The organism is Staphylococcus caeli, from assembly GCF_900097965.1.
GTDB classification, from domain to species: domain Bacteria; phylum Bacillota; class Bacilli; order Staphylococcales; family Staphylococcaceae; genus Staphylococcus; species Staphylococcus caeli.
Map to the genome: position 1 here is coordinate 174,967 of NZ_FMPG01000003.1, position 21,603 is coordinate 196,569.

General features: G+C 32.0%; 17 protein-coding genes and 1 pseudogene. 6 read left to right on the forward strand and 12 right to left on the reverse strand.

All coding sequences use genetic code 11. From position 1 onward, the window contains the following. Positions 1–2: 2 nt before the first annotated feature. From BJS11_RS14155 to BJS11_RS05715, 3 genes and pseudogenes are all read right to left on the reverse strand, one after another. Positions 3–129: pseudogene (locus tag BJS11_RS14155) on the reverse strand (YSIRK-type signal peptide-containing protein); the annotation flags it as partial. 289 nt (positions 130–418) lie between these two features. Continuing rightward, complete coding sequence (locus BJS11_RS05710) at positions 419–2,302, reverse strand: DHA2 family efflux MFS transporter permease subunit (RefSeq protein WP_069995598.1); 1,884 nt, start codon at positions 2,300–2,302, stop codon at positions 419–421. A 13-nt stretch (positions 2,303–2,315) separates the two neighbouring features. Next, positions 2,316–2,963: an HlyD family secretion protein gene (locus BJS11_RS05715; protein WP_069995597.1), complete on the reverse strand. Its 648-nt coding sequence runs from the start codon at positions 2,961–2,963 to the stop codon at positions 2,316–2,318. A 125-nt stretch (positions 2,964–3,088) separates the two neighbouring features. Between BJS11_RS05715 and BJS11_RS05720 the strand changes: the two genes are divergently transcribed. Further along, on the forward strand, positions 3,089–3,637 hold the full coding sequence (locus BJS11_RS05720) for a TetR/AcrR family transcriptional regulator (protein WP_069995596.1): 549 nt from the start codon (positions 3,089–3,091) through the stop codon (positions 3,635–3,637). A gap of 246 nt (positions 3,638–3,883) precedes the next feature. Here BJS11_RS05720 and tcaB read toward each other — a convergent pair whose 3' ends face one another. The 3 genes from tcaB to tcaR all read right to left on the reverse strand — a co-directional run bounded on the left by tcaB (position 3,884) and on the right by tcaR (position 7,592). Continuing rightward, the gene (tcaB, locus tag BJS11_RS05725; protein ID WP_069995595.1) at positions 3,884–5,104 is read right to left on the reverse strand and encodes a putative multidrug effflux MFS transporter TcaB; all 1,221 of its coding nucleotides are present in this window, start codon (positions 5,102–5,104) and stop codon (positions 3,884–3,886) included. A 334-nt stretch (positions 5,105–5,438) separates the two neighbouring features. Further along, positions 5,439–6,827, reverse strand: coding sequence for a membrane-associated protein TcaA (gene tcaA, locus BJS11_RS05730; RefSeq protein ID WP_069995594.1), 1,389 nt, complete (start codon positions 6,825–6,827; stop codon positions 5,439–5,441). Between the two features lie 297 nt (positions 6,828–7,124). Continuing rightward, a complete protein-coding gene (gene tcaR, locus BJS11_RS05735; RefSeq protein ID WP_069995593.1) occupies positions 7,125–7,592 on the reverse strand; it encodes a MarR family transcriptional regulator TcaR in 468 nt (155 codons plus the stop codon). A 221-nt stretch (positions 7,593–7,813) separates the two neighbouring features. Between tcaR and BJS11_RS05740 the strand changes: the two genes are divergently transcribed. After that, complete coding sequence (locus tag BJS11_RS05740; RefSeq protein ID WP_069995592.1) at positions 7,814–8,779, forward strand: YdcF family protein; 966 nt, start codon at positions 7,814–7,816, stop codon at positions 8,777–8,779. Positions 8,780–8,985: 206 nt separating this feature from the next. On the opposite strand, the gene BJS11_RS05745 is transcribed toward BJS11_RS05740, so the two are convergent. Next, positions 8,986–9,654 (reverse strand): ABC transporter ATP-binding protein, encoded by a 669-nt coding sequence (locus BJS11_RS05745; RefSeq protein ID WP_069995591.1) that lies wholly within the window; start codon positions 9,652–9,654, stop codon positions 8,986–8,988. Then, positions 9,654–10,706, reverse strand: a complete 1,053-nt coding sequence (locus BJS11_RS05750; protein WP_069995590.1) for an ABC transporter permease — start codon at positions 10,704–10,706, stop codon at positions 9,654–9,656. The genes BJS11_RS05745 and BJS11_RS05750 overlap by 1 nt, the downstream gene beginning before the upstream one ends. 157 nt (positions 10,707–10,863) lie before the next feature. On the opposite strand from BJS11_RS05750, the gene BJS11_RS05755 reads away from it, so the two are divergent. Together BJS11_RS05755 and BJS11_RS05760 are read left to right on the forward strand one after the other, a co-directional pair. Then, positions 10,864–11,538 (forward strand): response regulator transcription factor, encoded by a 675-nt coding sequence (locus tag BJS11_RS05755; RefSeq protein ID WP_069995589.1) that lies wholly within the window; start codon positions 10,864–10,866, stop codon positions 11,536–11,538. Continuing rightward, complete coding sequence (locus BJS11_RS05760; RefSeq protein WP_069995588.1) at positions 11,531–12,898, forward strand: sensor histidine kinase; 1,368 nt, start codon at positions 11,531–11,533, stop codon at positions 12,896–12,898. Before BJS11_RS05755 ends, BJS11_RS05760 begins: the two co-directional genes overlap by 8 nt. A 67-nt stretch (positions 12,899–12,965) precedes the next feature. On the opposite strand, the gene mqo is transcribed toward BJS11_RS05760, so the two are convergent. Continuing rightward, positions 12,966–14,444, reverse strand: a complete 1,479-nt coding sequence (gene mqo, locus BJS11_RS05765) for a malate dehydrogenase (quinone) (RefSeq protein ID WP_069995587.1) — start codon at positions 14,442–14,444, stop codon at positions 12,966–12,968. A 462-nt stretch (positions 14,445–14,906) separates the two neighbouring features. Between mqo and BJS11_RS05770 the strand changes: the two genes are divergently transcribed. Beyond that, positions 14,907–16,055 carry a glycosyltransferase family 4 protein gene (locus tag BJS11_RS05770; protein ID WP_069995586.1) on the forward strand — a complete coding sequence of 383 codons (1,149 nt, stop codon included), beginning with the start codon at positions 14,907–14,909 and terminating at the stop codon, positions 16,053–16,055. 112 nt (positions 16,056–16,167) lie between these two features. Here the strand turns inward: BJS11_RS05770 and BJS11_RS05775 are convergent, their stop codons facing one another. After that, positions 16,168–17,769 (reverse strand): L-lactate permease, encoded by a 1,602-nt coding sequence (locus BJS11_RS05775; RefSeq protein WP_069995585.1) that lies wholly within the window; start codon positions 17,767–17,769, stop codon positions 16,168–16,170. A 294-nt stretch (positions 17,770–18,063) separates the two neighbouring features. On the opposite strand from BJS11_RS05775, the gene BJS11_RS05780 reads away from it, so the two are divergent. Then, entirely contained in the window at positions 18,064–19,752 is a 1,689-nt protein-coding gene (locus BJS11_RS05780; RefSeq protein WP_069995584.1) for a CDP-glycerol glycerophosphotransferase family protein, read from the forward strand. A gap of 78 nt (positions 19,753–19,830) precedes the next feature. Here the strand turns inward: BJS11_RS05780 and BJS11_RS05785 are convergent, their stop codons facing one another. Continuing rightward, on the reverse strand, positions 19,831–20,568 hold the full coding sequence (locus tag BJS11_RS05785) for a hypothetical protein (RefSeq protein ID WP_069995583.1): 738 nt from the start codon (positions 20,566–20,568) through the stop codon (positions 19,831–19,833). Between the two features lie 256 nt (positions 20,569–20,824). Continuing rightward, the gene (locus BJS11_RS05790) at positions 20,825–21,343 is read right to left on the reverse strand and encodes a GNAT family N-acetyltransferase (RefSeq protein WP_069995582.1); all 519 of its coding nucleotides are present in this window, start codon (positions 21,341–21,343) and stop codon (positions 20,825–20,827) included. Between the last annotated feature and the right edge of the window lie 260 nt (positions 21,344–21,603).

Below are 21,603 nucleotides of genomic sequence, written 5' to 3' on the forward strand. Positions count from 1 at the left end.
TACACCAAAGTATAAAAGTGTCCCTACTAATATTGATGCTGTACCTACAGTGAATTTACGTATAGAATATCTATTAGCTCTATTTGGTAAAAAATCCAACTTTTTTGAAGTTCTTCTTTTATTAGCCATTATTTGTCCCCCATTAAAAATTACTCAAAAATAATATCCAATAATAAATTAATGTAAAATCTCGATTTAATATTTTATATATTTAAGTGTACGCTACACACTATAACAAACTTGATTCCAAAATAAATATAAATTGCTTAATTGTAATTAAATCTTTACAAACTATAAGTTACAAAACTTAATTCACTTGTAAAATAACTTTAGATTTCCGACATTACACACTTGCAAATAAAAAAACGCAGATTCTCAAAGAATCTACGTTTTAATAATGTTTAAATTAAATTTACATTTATTGTTCTTTCGACATATAATGTGACTTTCCTTTTAAGAAGATACTTAAAATAAATGAAATCGCACTTAGTCCAGTGGCAATGAGGAACGCACTATTTACACCATTGATTGATGCAAGCTTTTGCACAAATTCTAATACTTGTGATGTAGCCATTTGTTCCCCGCCCATTGCTTGTGCCATTTCTTGTAAACGATCTTTAATAAATGGACTTGTTTTATCTAAGGTTTGAGCATAACCGGTAGCATATTGTGTTGTTTGCGTTGACATAACAGTTACTAATAGTGCTGTGCCGATAGAACCTGCAAGTTGTCTTAAAGTATTTGACAATGCGTTTCCATGTGCAATTAACCTTTGAGGTAATGCATTCATGCTTGCCGTCATAATAGGCATCATGATGAAACTCATACCGAATGAACGGATAATGTATATAAACATTAAATGCCCATATGTTGTATTCATATTTAATTTTGTTAATTCCCATGTCGCATAAGTCATTATTGCAGTTCCTACTAAAGCTAGTGGCTTAATACCGATTGTATCTAATAGCTTACCAGCAATCGGACCCATAACACCCATAATTAATGCACCAGGTAGTAATAGTAATCCAGATTGTACAGGTGTAAAGCCACGTAAGTTTTGTAGATATAATGGTAGTAATATCATTCCGCCGAATAGGCTCATCGTTACAATCATGTTGATGACTGTAGTTAATGTAAATCCGGAATATTTAAGTACTTCTAGATTTAACATAGGTACTCGCATTGTTAATTCTCTAACTACAAATGCAATAATAAATATGACACCGAGGATGAGTGAAATTACTACGATTGGCGAACTCCAACTATTGTTACCTGCTTCACTGAATCCATATAATAATGCTCCAAAACCAATTGTACTGAATATAATGCCCGGCACGTCTGCTTTTGGATTAGTCGTAACTTGATATACCCTAAACCAAATATATGAAATTGCCAATGAAACTAAGCCAACAACAAACATTCCATAGAACATCACATTCCAATGGAAGTTTTCAACAATATAACCTGATAATGTTGGTCCAATTGCAGGTGCTAAAATCATAGCAATTCCTAATGTTCCCATCGCGGCACCACGTTTTTCAGGTGGAAAAATTGTCATAAAGACGTTTGTGCCCAATGGCATTAATATTCCGGCACCAATCGCTTGTAATACACGACCTACCATCATCATCGTAAATGAGCCTGACATACCACAGACAAGTGAACCAATTGTGAATAATGTCATTGCTACTAAGAATAATTTACGATATGAATACTTATTAAATAAGTACGCACTCACAGGAATCAAAATACCATTAACTAGCATAAACCCTGTCATTAACCATTGTCCTGTATTTGCTGAAATATTAAAATCGGTGTTAATTTTTGGTAAGGCAACATTCAATAATGTTTGGTTTAAAATAGCTATAAACATACCAAACACCATTGCAAGTAATACTTTAAGTTGTGTTGTACCCTTACCAAACATAAATGAACTATGCTTATCTTTTAACTTTTCATTCACTTTTGCTTCTTCAGAATTCGGATTTATCTTTTCATAATCTTTATCCGACTGTTGCATTGTATCAGTATCATTTATTTGTGTGTCGAACGTTTCGACACTTTCTTGTTGCTGCAATGCCTGACTAGCATCTGCTGACTCCCCGGAAGATTTTCCTACATCTTCCGCATTATTTACTTTAAATTTAGATTGATAATTTTCATTAGAATAATGATTTTCATGTTTTGTTTGTTCCACTGGCTGACTTAACTTTTTATTTTTTCTTTTAGCTAGAAAAACATTAAGCAAACCAACTAAAATGAGCGCTATGACTACGTAAACTATAATGAAGGTCATTGTCATTTATAGACCCCCCTTAATTTTTATGAATTTTAACTTCAGCGTTCATTCCTGGAACAACATTTTTAGATGGTTTTGAATCAAGTGAAATTTTCACAGGTACCACTTGAGATACTTTAGTATAATTTCCATCAGTATTTGATGAAGGCATCATTGAGAAACTTGAAGCTGTAGCTTTACCTACTTCTTCAACTTTACCTTTAAGGTCAGCATTTTCACCATCAAGTTTAATATCTACATCTTTACCTTCTTCAACATCAGCAATATCTTTTTCATCGACATTTGCTGTAATGTAAGAATCATCTAAATTATAAGCGTAAGCGATTGGAGTCCCTGCTTGAGCCACAGAACCTTCCATACCATCAGTTTTTACGATTGTACCATCTTGAGGCATTTTGACATCCATACTTTGTGACTGTCCACTATCACTTTTAGCAGTAATTTCTGCAACTTTGTCACCTTTATTTAATTTTTCATTATTTTTCACATCAAAAGACTTGATTTCACCAGAAGCTGGGGCAGATACTTTGATTTGCTCTCCATCAACTTTAGCGTTATCTGTACTTACAAAACTTGTAGCTTGATTATAAAAATGGAAACCGACTACTCCTATAATCACAAGAACTACAATGGTAACGATGTTGATTAATACCATTTTCTTCATTACTCTTTCCTCCTATTTGCTTTTAAAATTCACTTTATATATTATAGATACATGTTCAACAAAAAAACACCAACACTTGAATAGAATGTGTTGGGTAAGTTAGTTTCGCTTTTTAAGGAGAAAATATGAAACAAAAAGCAAAAACAAAAATTATTCGTAATATGATTACACTTTTAGAAGAGCATCCGTTTGAAAATATAACAATTAAAATGATTTGTGCATACAGCGGCATCAATCGTACTACTTTTTATGATTATTTTGTCGATAAATACGACTTATTATCAACGATACAGGACTATCATCTTCGTCACTACAAGCAAATACTTAACGTACTTTATGACAGTTTTGATATTAATGAGGTCAACCAAGCTAAGTTGTACCAATTTTTCAAAGTCATCCTATCTTACATTCAACGCCACTATGGTTTCTTTCACGCTATATTTGTGACGCATCCAAACCGTTATCTATTTACTGATTATGTCAAAATCACAAAGGAAACATATACTAAAATGTTAGATGACTATACAACTGTATTAAAGAAAAAGCAGTTTGTTATTTATGCCATTGGAGGACAAATTGGTATTATCTATTTTTGGATTCGTGAAGGGTGCGAAGAAACTCCAGATGAGTTAGCACAAATTTTACTTGCAAATGCTATCAAGTTAAGACGTTAATTTCATTGCTTTAAAATATGACTTTCAAGCATTCAAAGCATTTATTCTATTAAAAAAGTTGAAGTGTGACAGAGATCCAATGTTCCTAAATAGTTTTCGTAGTCGCAACACAGCAAGAATAGCTATCAGTGAAAAATTTTAAATAAAGTCATTATTAAGTTAACCAATCACTATTTAAATAGTAATCGAGGCTAGGACAGATGCGATATCCTAGCCTCGATTTTTTGTATTCCTTATAAGTATAAATTAATTTTTGTTTACTGATGGTATGTGTTTGAAAACGTAATAATTAATGACTTGTAATAAGATTAATAACACACCCGCTATCATAATGATGACGACATAAGGAATATAGCTATCTTCACCCATTATACCTACTAATGGGGAAATGAGGCCACCCAATAAGAATTGAATCAATCCCAATAAACTTGAAGCACTGCCATTACCACCAGTACGTTCATCCATAGCAATTGAAAATCCTAGTGTCGCAACTCCAGTTACAGGTGCCACTAAAATAATAAATCCTATAAACAACAACCAAATTGATGCATGTGTAAATAATGTCACTATTACAACTGCAACACCTATTAATTGTATAATCGTTAATATTCTTAATAGCACTTGTCTGTCAATATAATCAACCATTTTCCCAGTAAGTTGGCTTGAAATAATCAGCGTAATACCAATGGTTGCAAACATAATGCTAAAGTGTTGCGCAGATATATTGTAGATACGCTGTGTAATAAATGGTGACGCAGATATATAGCTAAATAATATAATAAATGTTACACCTTGAATGAGCATCGGCAAAACAAAACGCGGCGTCTGTAATAACTGCTTGAAATTCATAAATATATTGCCTAGACGTGGACTATCTCTTTGTTCTGGGGCCAATGATTCTGGGATTTTAAAAAGTGTTCCCAATAACATACTCACTCCAAATATCGTTAAAATGACGAACACCATGTGCCACGTAGCAAACGACAGTATTACGCCACCTAGCGCAGGTGCGAGTACTGGCGCCACACCATTAACTAACATAAGTAGCGCTAAAAATTTGGTTAATTGTTTGCCACTATATAAATCACTAGATATGGCTCTGGAAATCACTGCGGCAGCACCACCACAGAAACCTTGAACAAATCTTAGTGCAACCATAAACCAAATATTATCAACAAATATAATACCAATACTTGCTAATGTGAATAATGACATTGCGATAAACAATGGCTTTTTCCGTCCAACAGCATCTGAGATTGGGCCAACAAATAGATTACCTATCGCTAAACCTATCATGAAAAAGGATAATGTTAATTGTACATTAGACGTAGTTGTATTAAAATCTGATTGAATTTGGGGCAACCCAGGCAAAAACATATCGATTGATAATGCACCTATCGCCGTTAATGCACCTAATATCACGACAAATGACAGGGGTTGCTTTTGATTGTTTGGTTGATTAGACATTTTCTTCTCCTATTATAAATAAATGTAAGTATATTAAATAAAAATAGTTATCCGTTAATATTAAACATTTGGACAAATCAAAGCTAGTTCGCATGTTTAGTTCTATTATAATTTTAGTTATCGTCTTCGATTCAATTAAAATTATAGGCGACTGCATTGTTGTTATTATATCTTTAACTATGACGCATTAAAACCTTATTAGACAAATTAAATCATAGCAAATATTAAAATGAGTGGGAAACGTAATCAAATCATTGTGATTATATTGCCCACTCTCGCTATTTATATAGCCTTATATTTTATTTGACTTGCTAATTGATTGTGCCTACACTAACTACTCGGAATATTTCACAACTTTGAAGTCATTAGCACTATCATCGCTTTCTAGTTGATAATCAACTTTCCCATATTGGCCATTTTCCTTTAAAGCTTGTGCAGTTACATAAAAAATATTACCTTGTTTCACTATATCTGTAATTTGTGGTTGCTGTAAATAAGACATTCTATTTGATTTTACACCACTTTTCGTCGACTTATAATTATCAGTATCTTTCTTAAGATAACTTGAAACTAATGAAAAGTCACTTTGACTGTGTGCCATATTGATTGCCGAGGTGTAATTACCGAAAAAATTAGCCACCTTATTTCTGAAACTATTTTCTTCTTTTTCCTTTTTATCAACGTAATCTTGAATTTCATCATCATCAAACGTTAATGTCACTTTTGTTTTATCTTTTAAATTATCTGTTTTCACAACTGTTTCAGCTGTTTTGAAGGTCTTTTTCTTAGCTTGTCCTTCTGCAGATATTGTCAGATCTTTTGTTTTCGGATATGGGCCAATTTCTTTAGATTTTGCATAATCATATGTCTTATCATTAATTTTCACTTTAACTGAATCTTTATCTATTTCTGATGCACCATCGAGCTCTACTTGAATATACGCCTCATTAAAGTCTTCATGGACATCGACTGTTTCATTATTACTATTATTAAAATTAAATTTAAGCTGGCCTTCAAATTGTCCATTATCTGTTTCTTTTTTACTATCTAATGTATAGTTTCCTGGAATATACTTCCCTAATGAAGTCGTTTTATTTTTTTCAGCAACGACTATTTTCTGCTTGTCATCTGATTTGAATTTATATTTAGTGTCATATTTCGTTTTTATAATCGCTTCCTTAGTTGGTGCCGTAAAACTCATATTGTCAAAAAACATATAACGTCTACCGTTTTTGCTAATTCGTAACACATTTTCACCGTTTTTCGCAGTAACATAATTAGATTCTTTCGTATCACTTTCATTTAGCTTTTTAATTTTTTGATTAACGTCTTTCACAAAATTCTTCATACCAACTTCATCTCTTATGTATTGGATATAAGCAGTTGCCTCATTATTGTCAACGCTATTATTTTGTGTGCTCAAAATTGTAGAAAGTTTCTGAGTATCGTTATTATCAACGGCATTTATTAATATTTCAGATTGTGCTTCAGGTGAATTAAAGTTTTTTAGTAAAAAGAAGATAATAATCAGTAAAATGATGATAAAAAATGCAATCCCCCACGGAATGATTTTTCGTGCCCTGATATTCGTTGCTATTACATTATCTTTAGATGAACGTGTCATCGTTTTAGTATCTTCTTCTTGTTTCAATTGATGTCCACAATGACCACATTTTCGCTGTCCGTCCCTAACATTGCCACCACACTTAGGACACTTTCGCATTTTATCACCTCGTTACTTTTAAAATTCACACTATCACGACATTTTAACATACATCATGTCAAAACCACATAATAGCGCATACTACTTCGTTTTTTTAATATGGTTTAATCATTTATCCTATTCTATTTGCCTTCTTTATTATTATATGAAAATTAAATTGAAAATGATATACGCAATTAGTCCAATACCTATTTTCTATGGTGTACGTATAGTTTCTGTTCAAATTTGTGTCATCTAATATCCTTATTTCGTATAAATATATTAATAATTTACTCATCCATTGTCTATATTTTTTTGCTATGCCTGTTCATTTTTTATATTAAAATGTTTTAATCGTTGATCGATAATTTCAAGTACATATCTTGCTTGCTCTATTTCGTCGTCTGATAAATCATATAACATATCACTGACTATCTCATTAATAACTGACTTACTTTCACGATTAAACTTTTCTCCTTTTTCAGTTAACTTGATATATTTCAGGCGTTGATCAGTGTGCGTATTAGACTTATCCCACTCAACTACACCTGCATGTATTAATTTTTTTATTCTTCGACTCACTGCTGCTTTATTAACGCCTTGTTTTTCTGTTATTTCTGTGAGTGTCATTGCTTTTTCATGTTCCAACATAAGAATTACGTTTGCTTGTTCTTTCGATATTTTATATTCTTCTCTTAACGCCGTTAATAATTTAGCAAGTAACGTATTAACATCATCTATAAATTCTCCCATAAATTCAATATGATTACCTAAATTTTTCACCATGCAATCCACCCCTTTTTTAAAAGCCACAATTCAATAATATTGACAATGATTTGTTGTTAATCATACCAGTATTTTAATCCTTGAAAAAGTTATATCTCACATTTTCTGATTGCTATAGATGCTTATATATAAATTTTCAATATTTCCTTATTTACATTTGCTTATTTTCTAAGATTACACTACATTTAATATACTAAAACGTTCTGGAGTGAAGCATAAATATGTTGTCATTATTTTTATGTACCCTTATATTAATTTCCTATTTATGTATGTTTTTCAACTTTAAATATACTGCACAACTTGCTATATATATTTCCCAGGTAATATTGGGCTTTATTTCCATTATTTTACATATAGGTAACCACACTTTCCCTATCGACTTAACCTTTGTCATGTGTATTGGTGTGCTATTACTACATATAAAGCATAAACATTTAATGCAAACACGTTTAAGCGCATTATTTTTAAAACGACTTTATTATATCGCTTTTAAACTCATGGTGTTTACATTGGCTTGCTTTTACATAACATTTAGCCCCATCGCAATCAATGTCATATTCTTATGGATATCAGCTATTGCATTTAGTGCAGCATTTGCGTTTATTTGTTATTTGTCATGTTCTTCAACTTTTTCTAAAAATAAACCTGCCTATGACTTTGATGTTATTTTAGTGTTAGGTGCTGGCATTTTTACTGAACAGGTCACACCCATGCTCGCCGACCGACTAGATCGTGCATACGCACTTTACAAACATAAACCAAATTCTCACATCCTTGTCAGTGGTGGTCAAGGCCCTGATGAGCCGATTTCAGAAGCACTCGCAATGCAACGTTATTTAATCTCACTGGGTGTCAATCCGAGCCAGATATTATTAGAAGACCAATCAACGAGTACTTTGGAAAATATGCAATATAGCGCTCAAATTATACAACACTACTTTACCAGTCCACCTAAAATAGTTTGTGTTACAAGCCAATTTCATATTATGAGGGCTCTACGTTTTGGTCAAAAATTCAAATTACGGCTTGTTGGTGTTGGTAGTCATACACCCTATCATTTTTTTGAAGTTGCACTTATTCGGGACTTTTTAGCACTTATGTATCAATACAAAGTATTGCTTACCGTATATTTTGCTACATTATTTTTTATATGTATCATCGCTTTTTGGCATATTCCAAGCATTTAGAACTTGGTACAAAAATCAAATTTTCTAATAGCAATTTTATAGATTCTCCCCGACATGACAGACTAGAATTAAAAGCTTGATATACGCGCATTTGTATTTTAAAGATCTATTTTTGTCATAGTCTCGTAACTTATCTTAAAAACACAAAAAGAGAACTGTCCGACAACCAATGTCGACAGTTCTCTTTTGTTAATATCAAGTAAATTTTAGTCGTTTACGATAACACCATTATCTAACTCAATTACTCTATCTGCATATTCAAATAAACGCTTGTCATGTGTGATCATGATGCCAATCATTTGCTTGCTTTGAATTTGTTGTTTAATCATTTCAATGACTTCAGTTGCACGTTCAGCATCCAAACTTGCTGTTGGCTCGTCTGCAAGAATGATTTTAGGTTGATTCATTAAAGCTCTCATAATCGCTACACGTTGTTTTTCGCCACCTGATAACATATGTGGAAAGACATTTAGACGATGTGCTAAGCCAATTTGTTCTAGTAACTTTTCTGCACGTTCATTAGCCTCTTTTTTAGACAGACCCGCTTCACGACCAATCGTTGTTAGTTGTGCGCGTACTTTTAAATAAGGTACAAGATGTGATGATTGAAAGATAAAACCAATTTCATTCAATCTTAATTCTGATGCCTTCTGTTCACTATCGTATAATGGTTTGCCATTATAAAGAATATCTCCACTATTTTGCGATAATAGTCCTCCTAAAATTGTTAATAATGTTGTTTTACCTGAACCTGAGGCACCATTGAGTATTACAAACTCGCCTTCATTCACTTCAAAATTAATGCCTTTTAATACGGGTGTCTCTGATTGACCTTTACCAAAGGATTTCTTAATGTCTTTGACTTGTAAACTCATTATTCTCCACCTCCAATTGCTTCAATAGGATCCACTTTAAACAATTTAATGAATGATAGCGCAGCGCCTACAATCGCTACAACAATAAATATACCGACAACTAATAATAAGTTAGACACTGTGACATGAAATGGCATTGACACAGGCATTATGGTAGATAATCCACTTATAATAACCACTGAAATAATAACGCCGATCATTGTTGTAATGAGTATTTGTATAACTAGTGCACTCAATAGATGTCTCGTTTTGATACCAATTGCTTTTAATATGCCAATTTCTGGAATTTTTTGTATCGTCATAACATAGAAAAATGCACTTAATACAATTGCTGAAATAACAAATAAACTGACAATCATCATGTTTAATGGTGCTTGTTCTGCTTGATAACTTGCGATTTCACTAGTAATGTCGTCTTCGCTAAACACTTTCACACCTGAATTATTATTTATTTTATCTTGTTGCGCTTTAGTTAAATCTTTAACTGGATAAACTATGCTTACTTGTTTGTTGAGTTGATCAAATCCATGATTACTCATCATTACTACTGAACTATGTGAGTACATCGTATCATCGAGAATACCTGATACTTTTAATTTTTCACCGTTTTTTGTTTCAATGGTATCTCCAACTTTAACGCCATCTGCAGTCAATTTGTTGTTAATTGCAATTTCATTATCTTTAGTTGGATACTGTCCTTCTTTTAATGTTGGCTTTTCATTAGCAACAGTATTTGTCATTATGACATCTTCATCATTTTTATCAATTTTTAATGTTTGTGATGCCAATTTTAAAGGTTTTTGATTCGTAATATCTTCAATTTTCTTTTGCTGTTCTGGTTTAATTACCGATTTTTCAATTTGCGGTTTTTTATTGTCCTGTAATACATATTTATCTGTTTTCATATTATCTAACATTGATATGTTTTCTCTTGCTAACCCTTGTGCTAAACCACTTATAAATAACACCATAATTCCAAGTAATAATATAATCAACATGATTAACATATAACGAAATTTATAATATTTTATCTCTTGCCATGCTAATTTCATCAATACCCACTCCTTCTCTAAAACTTATATTTAGAGTTTAATCGCGAAATGTGAACTGAATATGAACTTTATAAAATAATTTAGATTTTTACTATTTGTATAGTCATATTATTACATTTATAATAACTTTAATACTTTTTTTAAGGAGTCGTGGCACATGACAACATGCCTAATTGTCGATGATGACAAAAAAATATTAGAATACGTTTCTAATTACATCCAGCGTGAAGGATTAAGCACAGTGGTTCAATCTAGTGCGGAACAGGCATTATCCTATCTTGAATCACACCAGGTCGATATCGCTATTGTTGATGTCATGATGGGAGGCATGAGCGGTTTTGAGTTATGTAAGATTTTGAAGGAAGATTATGATATGCCCGTGATTATGTTAACAGCACGTGATGCTTTAAGTGATAAAGAACAAGCATATCTGACTGGTACCGATGATTATGTCACGAAACCGTTTGAAGTCAAAGAACTTATTTTTAGAATTAGAGCTGTATTAAAACGGTACAATATTAATGCGTATAACGAACTTACAATCGGTAATATTACTTTGAATCAAGCATATTTAGAAATTCAATCTGCCTCAAAATCAATGAACTTGCCGAATAAAGAATTTCAATTGTTATTTTTACTAGCATCAAATCCTAAACAAGTCTTTAGCCGAGATGCTTTAATAGAGAAAATTTGGGGATTTGACTACGAAGGTGATGAAAGAACTGTCGATGTTCATATTAAACGATTAAGAAAGCGCCTAGAAAAATTAGAAGCATCTATCACTATTCACACAGTGCGTGGTCTAGGCTATAAGGTGGATGATCATGTTTAAATCTCTATATACACGAATCGCCGTCTATACCATCGTCGTCATGTTATTGTGTGCCATTCTAAGCTTTCTATGTACAAACATTATTTATCACAATCATCTTAAGGCAAATAATGACGCTAAAATTATGCGTACGCTAAAAGACTCTCTTGAATATCAAAAACATTCAAACATAGATTCAGCAGCTCAATTTTTCAATCATTTAGGAGAAATGAATTACCAAGTCATGACTGTTACAGAAAGTGGTAAACGTACCTATTATGGTACACAGTTCAGGAAAGATAATTTAGACTCCGATACCGTACAAACTGTTTTAAATGGCAAACATTATCATGGTATCAAAGATTTACCGTACAATCCTTTTATTACTGGTTTTTTTGAAAATACGACACAAAACACAGTTGGCATGTCATTTAAATCTCAAGGACATACATATGCTGTATTCATGCGCCCTGATATTGGTAAAACATTCAGTGAATTTAGAATATTTTTAGCGATACTTATCACATTATTACTATTTTTCTCTATTATTTTAATGATTTCATCAACATATACAATCATTAAACCAATTCAACAATTGAAACATGCAACAAACCGATTAATGCAAGGTAATTTTAATACTGCTATTCGTGTTACTCGAAAAGACGAATTCGGTACTTTGCAGTATCGTTTTGATCAAATGCGACTTTCACTTAAACAATTAGACGATATGAGGCAACACTTTGTACAAAATGTTTCTCATGAAATCAAAACTCCACTAACACATATTCATCATTTATTAGATCAACTAAAATTTGCTAAAAATGATGAAGTACGTGCTGAGTATATTAATGAAATTTATCAAATTACGACCCAACTCAGTGACTTAACAAAAGAACTGTTGTTATTGTCCGAAATAGATAACGACTCACATTTAGATTTTAACGATACGATTGCTTTAGACCAATTGCTCAAGAAAATTATTCGCCACGAACAATTTTTGGCAAATGAGAAAGAGCTTGTCATCATGTCTGATTTAGCAGAAATTACTCTAATCGGAAATGAACGATTACTTTATCAAGCCTTTCAAAATATAATTACAAATGCTATTAAATATTCGGAACATGGTGGCACGATTGACATCAGCCTATCAAATCATTTAGATTCTATTGTATTTGAAATCATAGATGATGGCCAAGGTATGACTGAAGAAACACAAAAACGTTTGTTCGAACGTTTTTATAAAGCAAGCAATCATGATAATAGCAACGGACTTGGATTAGCGATAGCCAAAGCAATATTTGAATTACACAATGGTACTATAGCTGTTCATAGTGTAAAACATGAAGGCACTACATTCACTATCACACTCAATCACAACTAAAATCATAAAAAGGAGTCTATGGTCAATGACCGATAGACTCCTTTTTGATGATGATGCATATTTATCATTAATTAATTTTTAAGTATTTCGTTATTTCTTTATTTAATTGCGTATATAATGCTTCATTATCTGATAGTTTCATTCCATATGAAGGAACTATAGCTTTAACTTTTTCTTCCCAAGTTGAAAACTCATCTTTATAACAACGTTTCAGTAAATCTAACAAGATATCAACCGCTGTAGAAGCACCGGGTGACGCACCTAATAAAGCTGATAACGAACCATCTTCAGAAGTAATGACTTCTGTTCCGAATTGCAATGTTCCTTTACCTTCATCAGTGTCTTTAATGACTTGTACACGTTGTCCTGCTACAACAATATCCCAATCCTCACTCCTAGCATTAGGTACAAATTGACGTAAATCTTCCATTCGTTCCTCATTTGAAAGTGTAAGTTGTGAAATAAGATATTTTGTTAAACTCATTTCTTTCACACCTGCTGAAAGCATTGTAATTAAATTGTTCGGTTTAACTGATTTGATTAAATCCATATTGGATCCAGTTTTCAAGAATTTTGGTGAAAATCCTGCAAATGGTCCAAATAAAATTGTACGTTTACCGTCGATATAACGTGTATCTAAATGTGGTACAGACATCGGTGGTGCACCAACTGGCGCTTTACCATAAACCTTGGCCAAATGTTTTTTTGTAATAGATTCATCTTTACAAACTAGGAATAAACCACTAACTGGGAAGCCACCGATATGTTTAGATTCTTTGATTCCAGTTTTCTGTAATAACGGTAGACTTGCACCGCCAGCACCTATAAATACAAAATCACTTTCAACAATGATGATATCCTCTGTGTCTAAATTTTTGACTTTTACTTCCCAAACGCCATCTTTACGTTGTTTAAGATCTTGAACTTCATGTTTATAATTCAATTCAACTTGTTTGTCGTCGAGATTTTCAAACAGTTTTTTAGTTAAGGCACTGAAATTGACATCAGTTCCTGTTTTATCATAGCTCATTGCCATAGGGATATGTGACGTTCTACCTTCCATCATTAAAGGTACCCATTCAGCTATTTTCTCTTTATTATCAGTAATAATCATATTATTAAATAATATATTATCATTTAAGCGCTCTACACGTTTCTTTAAAAATTCTACGTTTTTAACGCCTTGTACAAAGCTCATGTGCGGTACGGATTTAATAAATGCTTCAGGGTTAGCTAATTGACCTTGTTTCACTAAATAACTCCAAAACTGCTTAGAGACTTGGAACTGTTCATTTATTTTAACAGCTTTTTTAATATCAATCGTTCCGTCTTTATTTTCACTTGTATAGTTTAATTCACATAATGCAGAATGACCTGTTCCGGCGTTATTCCATGCATTAGAACTTTCTTCTGCAGGCGTCGATAACCTTTCATACATCTTAATTTCTTTCTCAGGTGCGAGTTCTTTTAATAAAGTTCCAAGTGTTGCGCTCATAATACCGCCACCGATTAAGATGACATCTGTTTTGCTATGTATTGTACTCATAACAAATACAGTCCCCCTTTTATATGTGTTTAATAGAAACGTGACCTCCATTTTTTTAAAATAAAGCGTTTTCTATACTATAAAAATAAAAAATTGATTCTAATTGCCCATTATTAGCTACGCAATCATACATACATTTCATACCTCTCTAATTATATACGTAATTCTTACATGAAAAAAGGGCTTTCAGAAATTCTACAATAATTTTGTTTATATGTGTTAACTAGAATATATCATACTTTTACAAATATACTCATTAAAAGGTAATGATACATACTATTTCATAAATCATTCATGAAGCGCTATATTATATGACAAAATATTTTTTATCCGTATTAAGTTTTCGCTTTCCAGTTGTAACACTAAAACAACGCTTTTAATCATATTCTTAACAACGCCAATTTAACTAATCATGTTATAATAAATTTCAATTTACATTTCGTAAAAACTGGAGGTCACTTTATGAAATCTATTACTTTTTTCATGCATAATGTGTATGCAATGGGTGGTACTGTCAAATCTATTTCACAAACAGCAAATATTTTAGCTGAAAAAGGTCACCAAGTAGAAATTATTTCTGTGTTTAAAAGCAATGCATCACCCTATTTTAAATTGCATCCATCAATATCAATAAAATCACTTATTAATTATCAATTACACCCTTTTAACCTTAAAGATATTTTGTTGAATCGCATTTCAAAATTCACTAATTTTTCCAGACCTAAACATATATCTCAATTTGAACCAGGACTTAATCAATTTTCTCACTATATAGAAAAGAAAATGATTAAAGCGATTAAAAATGTCAAAACAGATGTAATAGTAGGTACACGTGCAAGCTTTAATATCTTAGTAGCAAAGCATGCATCACCATACATTGAAAAAATAGGCATGGAGCATATGAATTTCGAAGCACACCCAGAACCATATCAACAAGAAATTATTAAAGCCTATCAACGTTTAGATAAAATTACGACACTTACTACAGCCGATAAAGTCAATTACCAATCACACATCCACATTCCCACATTCGTTGTGCCAAATATTATTAACGAACCACGTTTAAACCTTCAAAAAGCAAAGATTATATGTGCTGCTGGGCGTTTAGAATATGAAAAAGGATTTGATTTACTTATTAAAAGTATCATACCCATCCAGAAAATCGTACGACAATTTGATTATCAAATTCACATTTATGGTGATGGCAAAGAGCAACGACACCTTGAGCAACTAATTAAAAACAATCAGCTTGAAGATATTGTCATACTTCAAGGTCCAACACAACACCTAAACGAAAAATTGGCATCAAGTGAAATTACAGTGATTCCATCACGTAATGAAGGCTTCGGCATGGTTATACTTGAAGCAATGAATCAAGGTAGCGTAGTTGTCAGTTTTGATGGTAATGCAGGACCTGACTCTATTATCCAAAATAATATCAATGGCTATCTCATAGAACATGATAATATTGAAGCATTAACAATTAAGTTACGCCGTCTAATTAATCAAGAATTTAAAGATGAAGTTATAATTCGCAATGCATACCAGACTGTTGACCAATACAGTCCTGAAGCAATTTACAAAGATTTTTCAACGATGTTAAATGCATAAAGTATAATTATTAAAATCATAATTCTTTAAACACAAATATCATACGTAAAGGCTGAGACATATATATCCCAGCCTTTACGTATTTTTAAATTTATTTATCAACCATAAACTGTTAAATAAACAAGTTTAGTAGGAATGTCCAAATACATACAAATATGAGTAGTGCTACACTATAGCGTAACGTCATTTTTAATAATTCTGATTCTTTACCTACTTGTTGTACTGAAGCAGTCGCAATTGCAATAGATTGTGGAGAAATTAATTTAGCTGCTACCCCACCTACTGTATTGGCTGACACTAATAAAGCTCCACTTGCACCAATGTTATTAGCTACTGCTGACTGAATTGGTGCGAATAATGAATTATTATTAGTAACTGATCCAGTTAAAAATACACCAATCCATCCTAAAATTGGAGACAGTAATGGGAATACACTTCCTGTTTTCGCTATACCTTCACCCACAGCATTGCTCAGTCCTGCATATGTCATTAGTTTAGAGATAACCAATATAAAACAGATTGTTATTATAGGTAACCACAATTCTTTAAGAGAAACTTTAAACAAATGTACACCATCTTTAAACTGAACCTTTTTAGACATTAGAATAGTAATAATAATGACCAGTAAAATAGCAGTCCCTGTTTGACCGATAATATTCAAAGGCAATGTGATAGCTTTGTTCGCAATATCACTATATGTTCCTGGAATCGTAATATTAAAGACGAAAGACGCTAGCGCACCACCTGGCGCAAAGAGGGATTTAAATGTTGGCGCACTCCATATCATTACGATAACTGTCAGAATCACGAATGGACTCCAAGCATAAATAATTTCTTTGGGTTTATGTTTCGTAATTGCTTGTGGTTGCTCACCTTCATTAATTCTAAAAATATGCTTTGGTTGGAATTTTTTAGAAAACAACGCTAGTGCTAACATAGCTCCTAAAGGTGGGATAATATCCGCTAATTCAGGTCCGATAAATACTGTAATAAGACCTTGTAATATCGTGAATGTAATACCTACCACTAATATAGAAGGTAATGTTTCTTTGATACCTCTAAATCCATCAATAATCCAGATTAATAAAAATGGTATTAATAAATTTATGAAAACAAGTGTTAGTGCTGACATTGCTGAAACTGCTAGTACGGATACATCTTTTGGTAAACCTAGAGTGTCAATTACTGTAATTGGTAAACCAATCGCACCAAATGCTCCAGCTGAAGCATTCGCAATTAAACATAACATTGCTGCTTGTAAAGGTGCAAAACCAAGTTGTGTAAGTAATAATGCACAAATCGCAATAGGAACACCGAATCCCGCAGCCCCTTCTAAGAATCCATTAAATGCAAAACCAATTAATAATAATTGAATGCGCTGGTCTTGTGAAATGCTAGAAATACTATCTTGAATGGTATTAAATTGACCAGTCTCATTGGTAATTTTGTATAACAATACAGCCATGACTACAATATAGCCTATTGGTATAATACCTTGAAAAAAGCCTTCTACTACTGCACCTGATGCAATTCTCACAGGCAATTTAAAACATACAATAGCTATAACTATTGTAACCACTACCGTAGTAATAGAAGCATAAATACCTTTCATTTTAAATAGTGTTAAACATAGTAAAAATAACACGATAGGTATTGCTGCAACAATAGATGATAACAAAACGTTATCAAAGGGGTTGAACGTTTCTACAAACATTTGACTCACTTCCATTTTCTATTTTTTTATTTACTTCTAGGGAGTTAAAAGTAAATACATCTCTTAATTGTGATTTTTTTCACAATTAGATTATAACATTTTTCATACCAAACACAATAGAAAATTTAGCGTATTTTTTCCCCTTTCTCCTTTAATTTTTTACGCTTTAATATTCATATAACTAACAATTTAAAAATGAGTTTTTTATAAAATAATTATCGCTACTGTTTGCTTTTATCACATATTACTATCGTGGTAGAATAGGTATATTAAATATTGAGTAGAGGGATTAAGATGATTAAACAAATTAAGATGACAACGATCCATCTTTTAGAAGCACAATTAAACAAAGCACAACAAGAAGGATACACTCATTTCGTTTTAACAAATGAAAGTATTGAAATATATGATCCTATGCTAGAAGCAGTAGAACTTAAACCATATACAATTGTTGCCGATTATACAGTTTGCCAACAATATCAAAATGATTGTACATACTATGGAAAATCAAATATTACATTTAATGATTGGATTGAAAATATTAATCATTATCCAAATGTTATTTTTCATATAGAGACTGCTCAATCTATATTAAAGCAATTCCAAATCAACACTATATTCGATTTAGCTGTAATTTCATTGTTAGAAGATGATATTGTCACTGATAGCCATGTCGTCTTTAATTTTGAAACGGTTATGACAACAAGCAAAGATATATGGGAAGATATTCAAAATTTATCACCACTTGATACAACTAAATTCAACTTGAATAAGCTTGCCTATCTTCACAAAAATTCGATACCGTTTAAAAAAAATGAAATTCTACAACCTGAGTCTATGCGATTCATTGACAAGTGTCTTAGCCATTCAAATTTCAGATGTCCACATTGGATTTTCAAAGGTATAGAGCGACACTTTGAAAAAAAACATCAAAATATGAGTTATATCTACGCTAAAGATAAAACAAAAGTTAAGAATCATATTGTTTTCTTAGGGTTTGATTACGGTTTTAGAGGGAATTCTCGATATTTGTTTAACTATTTTGCAAAACACTTTACGAAACTCCCTATTTATTTTATTACTGATGATGTAAGTGGGCCTAATTTTATTAAACCAAGTGATCCACAAGCGACAACACTCATCGAAACTGCACAAGTAGTTATTCTGGAGAGTTATATCCCTGACAACCTTAAACCTAATGGCACAATCATACAATTATGGCATGGTACGCCTATTAAAAAATTATTTTTAGACAGTTCCGAACCACATCAGAATCTGAATATTTATAATTATCGTGCTCGAAAATATAATAAATGCTTACAACAAGATTATTTTGTCAGCGATTGTGCTTCAATGATAGGTTACTTTAAAACTGCCTTTCCACAACAGAAGACACATATGCTTAATTGTGGTTATCCACGTGTACGTTATTTATTGGACAAACAATCAGATAAACCTTACATTACATTTATCAAGCACGAGCTAAAATTAGACCCCAATAAAGAGACATTATTATATGCACCGACCTGGAAATCAACAAACGATACTTCCGACTTGTTGCCAATCAGTGATGCTCTATTAAATAAGTACAATGTTATCTTCAAAGGACATGTTGAAGATAAAGCAAATACAATCCCAGAGCATGCAATTATCGCGCCACAGCATATTGAAGTTCAAGATTTGTTATTAGTATCCGATATCGTATTAACCGATTACTCTTCAATCATTTTTGATGCACTATCAATAAATAAAATCGTTTGCCAATATACACCAAATCATGAGCAATATCTATCTGAACGCGGTGTTTATGATGAAGTCATGCACGCACTATCCACAGTTAGATATAGTGATTCAAAAGCATTGCTTAATGATTTAATCAGTCATCAGATGAAAGAATTAAATGATATCGACTTTATTAACAAAGACAATCATGCATTCGAAACACTCTCTCACATTATTCATAAATGTACGAAAACAAAATAAATTTGTAACACATAACAAAAAGAGCACAGGCGTCTATATTGACTGCCCGTGCTCTTTTTTTATTGTATAAGCATTATCTTATTGTTGATATGCTGGATCTACAACCCTAACAGTACCTTGTTGATCTACTGTCGCAATCATATACGTACCTGGCTGCGCTTGATTTTGGAAACTAAAAATATAACTATATGCACCACTGCTTCCTTCAATAGCATAATCATTATATGGATTAGTTTGACCATTTAAGCCGTTCACTTCAGCCGCGGCATTATCTAATGCTGTTTGGAAATTAGGTAAATATTGTAAAGCACTTTGCGTATCAGTACCACCTGCAGTAATATTTTGAGCTACTGGCACTGCATTTTGTCCTTGATATGGCGCAACATATTGTGATCCACCAGTATTACTACTTGTATTACTAGTAGCATTATCATTATTACCACTATTCATTGAGCCACTGGCATTACCATTATTATTTGACGCCGCTGAATCGTTACCATTGTTAGCACTGTTTGTATTGCTTGAATCATTAGAACCATTCGTATTACCTGAATTCGCATCATTATTTGATGCTTTATCTGAACCATCTGAACTACTATCATTATTATCATTTGACTTACTGTCTGAATTCTTTTCTTTGTCTTTATCTGAGCTATCATTGCTCTTCTTATCGTTGTTCTTAGAATCTTTTGATTTATCCTCAGAAGATTGCTTGTCTTTCGAACTATCGTCTTTCTTACTGCTGTCATCACTACCATTTGAACATGCTGCAAGTGCTAGAGATAAGGTTAATACTCCTGCTAAAAGCTTTTTCATATAAAACGCCTCCTCGAAATGACTATATTATTTACCTAGTAACCTATGTTTTATGTATATTGTCCTATAGGCTAGATAAGGTTACTTTATTATTCACTATAAATTAAAAACTAAACACCTTTCAAGCAAATTTTTTCAATTTAAAATATAAATTTTACAAAATCAAAACATTTTTTAAATATATGTCAATTTTTCCAAAATCACCTAGGTTATGGGTACATCATTTAACCAATTTTAATGCAATCATCTACGACTATTAAACTTCTCTTTCCATAATTAAATCTGTATCTATAACATCGCCAGTATAAAATTGATGTTCACCAGTCACTGTAAAGCCTTGCTTTTTATAAAAATTAAATGCCTGAGCATTATGTTCCCATACACCTAGCCAAACTTTCGTCTTATTTAATCGTTTTGCTTCTCCTATAGCAAATTCAATGACACGTTTTCCCTTACCTCCACCTTGAGCTTGTGGTATAAAATAGATACGTTGAATTTCCAAATATTCGGGTCCTTTGGGTTCAGTCTGAGCTACATTGATATTTAATTTAAAATAACCAACAATTTCATTATCTTCTTTAAAAAAATACGTGAATGAATCTTCATTTTGTAATTCTTGTTTTAATTGTTCAACTGCAAATGCTTCATTGAAGTAAGCATCAAAATCTTCTTCTGTATAAACCCCATGTTCAAATGTTGTCTTAAAAGTGAATATACTTAATGAACGCAACTTTTCCACTTCATCTATTTGTACCGTTTCAATTAATTGACTCATAATATCCACACCTCTCATTACTATATTAATCATTAGTATACTAAATACTCTTTATTGATACTATTAATAATGAATTACATGGAGACAACTTTTCATTTCAACTTATATTAAAATAACTTTTCTTATTAATTTTAATGCAATAATACTTTTAATGTTATACTAAACCGCTTACTTATTAATTCTCTTAATTCGGCATATTGTGTAATATGCAATTACATGATAAAGTAGGTCTAGTTTTTTAATTGTTCGTAAATTTAATC

Excerpts from the sequence above, each read along its gene's own strand:
- BJS11_RS05710 (WP_069995598.1), bottom strand. The coding sequence starts at position 2,302 with ATGACAATGACCTTCATTATAGTTTACGTAGTCATAGCGCTCATTTTA.
- BJS11_RS05715 (WP_069995597.1), bottom strand. The coding sequence starts at position 2,963 with ATGAAGAAAATGGTATTAATCAACATCGTTACCATTGTAGTTCTTGTG.
- BJS11_RS05720 (WP_069995596.1), top strand. The coding sequence starts at position 3,089 with ATGAAACAAAAAGCAAAAACAAAAATTATTCGTAATATGATTACACTT.
- tcaB (WP_069995595.1), bottom strand. The coding sequence starts at position 5,104 with ATGTCTAATCAACCAAACAATCAAAAGCAACCCCTGTCATTTGTCGTG.
- tcaA (WP_069995594.1), bottom strand. The coding sequence starts at position 6,827 with ATGCGAAAGTGTCCTAAGTGTGGTGGCAATGTTAGGGACGGACAGCGA.
- tcaR (WP_069995593.1), bottom strand. The coding sequence starts at position 7,592 with ATGGTGAAAAATTTAGGTAATCATATTGAATTTATGGGAGAATTTATA.
- BJS11_RS05740 (WP_069995592.1), top strand. The coding sequence starts at position 7,814 with ATGTTGTCATTATTTTTATGTACCCTTATATTAATTTCCTATTTATGT.
- BJS11_RS05745 (WP_069995591.1), bottom strand. The coding sequence starts at position 9,654 with ATGAGTTTACAAGTCAAAGACATTAAGAAATCCTTTGGTAAAGGTCAA.
- BJS11_RS05750 (WP_069995590.1), bottom strand. The coding sequence starts at position 10,706 with ATGAAATTAGCATGGCAAGAGATAAAATATTATAAATTTCGTTATATG.
- BJS11_RS05755 (WP_069995589.1), top strand. The coding sequence starts at position 10,864 with ATGACAACATGCCTAATTGTCGATGATGACAAAAAAATATTAGAATAC.
- BJS11_RS05760 (WP_069995588.1), top strand. The coding sequence starts at position 11,531 with ATGTTTAAATCTCTATATACACGAATCGCCGTCTATACCATCGTCGTC.
- mqo (WP_069995587.1), bottom strand. The coding sequence starts at position 14,444 with ATGAGTACAATACATAGCAAAACAGATGTCATCTTAATCGGTGGCGGT.
- BJS11_RS05770 (WP_069995586.1), top strand. The coding sequence starts at position 14,907 with ATGAAATCTATTACTTTTTTCATGCATAATGTGTATGCAATGGGTGGT.
- BJS11_RS05775 (WP_069995585.1), bottom strand. The coding sequence starts at position 17,769 with ATGTTTGTAGAAACGTTCAACCCCTTTGATAACGTTTTGTTATCATCT.
- BJS11_RS05780 (WP_069995584.1), top strand. The coding sequence starts at position 18,064 with ATGATTAAACAAATTAAGATGACAACGATCCATCTTTTAGAAGCACAA.
- BJS11_RS05785 (WP_069995583.1), bottom strand. The coding sequence starts at position 20,568 with ATGAAAAAGCTTTTAGCAGGAGTATTAACCTTATCTCTAGCACTTGCA.
- BJS11_RS05790 (WP_069995582.1), bottom strand. The coding sequence starts at position 21,343 with ATGAGTCAATTAATTGAAACGGTACAAATAGATGAAGTGGAAAAGTTG.